A 1816-nucleotide genomic window follows, 5' to 3' on the forward strand; every position below is an offset into this window, starting at 1 on the left:
ACGAGTGCCTCGCCGATGGCCTCCGCTTCGTCGCCCCCGGGCCGATCGACGGACGCCGCAAGCATCGTCAGCGAGCGAAGTTGCGCCGAGTCCGGCAGCTCCACCGCCGTGAGCCCGGCGAACGTGTGTCCGGTGCTCGTGAGTGTGCGGCGGGGGAGCTGCAGCACGACCTCGCTCATCGTTCCCGGGAACGCCAGCACGTAGGGGGAGGCGGCGTCGTACATCACCGCCGAACCGCTCCCGAGGACGGCCGTGCGCTCATGCTGGCGGATCGATCCGCGCCCGCGGCGGTGCAGAGAGATGAGGACGTCGTCACGCGGTTGGCGTCGAATGAGATCGACGTCGCGAAACACGGTCGATGCCTCGCTCACCACTCGCGTGACCGTCACCGCGGGTCCGAGCCGGACCTGCGAGAGGCTGGCGCGGAACGCGGATGCCGCCGTGTGCACCCGCAAGGGAACGAACGCTCCACTGCACGCGCGCGTCCACTCCGTGACGGAGGAGACGGCCACAGGCGACATGCGGGGATGCTACGCCTCCCGCTGTCGCCGCGGGCACCGGTTTGCGCCGTCGCCGGACATCGTGCGCGGATCGCCGGATGTCGCCCGAGCATCCGCTGACCGGTGCGCGTAACGCCGGTCGACGTGCGCGTGAGGTCGGGGGCGCGAACGCCGCTCGCTCCTAGCGTGTGGGCACCGCGGGGCATCCGACCCCGCTCACCCGAAGGAGCCGCTATGCCCGACTATCGCAAGAGCTTCCGCGCCGCCGCCGTCCAGGCCGAACCCGTCTGGAATGACGTCGACGGAGGTATCGACAAGCTGGAGTCCTACGCCCGCGACGCCTCTGACGGCGGGGCCGAGATCGTCGCTTTCCCGGAGGTGTGGATCCCCGGCTACCCGTGGTTCCTGTGGCTGGATTCGGTCGCCTGGCAGTCGCAGTTCGTCGTTCCCTACGCGGCCAACTCGATCGAGATCGGCAGCCCGGAGTGGCAGCGGCTCGAGGGCATCGCCCGTTCGATCGGCATCTCTCTCTCGTTCGGCTTCAGCGAGCGCGCGGGCGGTTCGCTGTACATGGGGCAGGCGGTGATCGGAGCCGACGGACGCACACTCAGCACGCGCCGCAAGCTCAAGCCGACGCACGTCGAACGTACGCAGTTCGGCGACGGCGACGGCTCCGACGTCGTGGTGGTCGACACCCCGGTCGGTCGCGTCGGATCGCTCAACTGCTGGGAGCACCTGCAGCCGTTGACCAAGTACGCGATGTTCTCGCAGGACGAGCAACTGCACGTCGCGGCATGGCCGAGCTTCTCGATCTTCGGCGGCGCGGTCAACGCCCTCGGGCCCGAGGTGAACGTCGGCGCGTCACGGCAGTACGCCGTCGAGGGGCAGACGTTCGTGCTCGCTCCCTGCGCGACGGTCGGGCCCGCCGCCCAGGAGCTGTTCGCCGACTCCGAGGCCAAGCGCGCCATGCTGCCGCTCGGCGGCGGCTACGCTCGCATCTTCGGCCCCGACGGCAGCTCGCTCGCCGACCCTCTCGCCCCCGACGAGGAGGGCATCCTCTTCGCCGACATCGACTACTCCGCCATCCTGGCCGCCAAGAACGCCGCCGACCCGGTGGGGCACTACTCCCGGCCCGACGTCTTCACCCTGCACCACCGCGACATGGGCCGGTTGCCCAAGGTGACGGCATCCGGTGCCGATGTCCCGCCGGCCGCCGTAGTCGAAGCCGATGAGCTCGTCGCTGCCGATACGGCGCGATGACGCTCCGCGCTGTCTGACGCCTCGGCTCGGGTCGACGCGCTGACGACCCGGCGAGC

General features: G+C 70.3%; 2 protein-coding genes. One reads left to right on the plus strand and one right to left on the minus strand.

Annotated elements, in window-relative coordinates; genetic code table 11:
• A partial coding sequence (locus P2P98_RS00665) for a hypothetical protein (RefSeq protein WP_275796213.1) occupies nucleotides 1-521 on the minus strand: 521 nt, incomplete at its 3' end.
• Between the two features lie 213 nt (nucleotides 522-734).
• Here P2P98_RS00665 and P2P98_RS00670 point away from each other — a divergent pair.
• Nucleotides 735-1760: a carbon-nitrogen hydrolase family protein gene (locus P2P98_RS00670; RefSeq protein ID WP_275796215.1), complete on the plus strand. Its 1026-nt coding sequence runs from the start codon at nucleotides 735-737 to the stop codon at nucleotides 1758-1760.
• The last annotated feature ends 56 nt before the right edge of the window (nucleotides 1761-1816 follow it).

Source organism: Microbacterium sp. Kw_RZR3 (assembly GCF_029222405.1).
In the GTDB taxonomy this organism is placed as follows: domain Bacteria; phylum Actinomycetota; class Actinomycetes; order Actinomycetales; family Microbacteriaceae; genus Microbacterium.

Excerpts from the sequence above, each read along its gene's own strand:
- P2P98_RS00670 (WP_275796215.1), top strand. The coding sequence starts at position 735 with ATGCCCGACTATCGCAAGAGCTTCCGCGCCGCCGCCGTCCAGGCCGAA.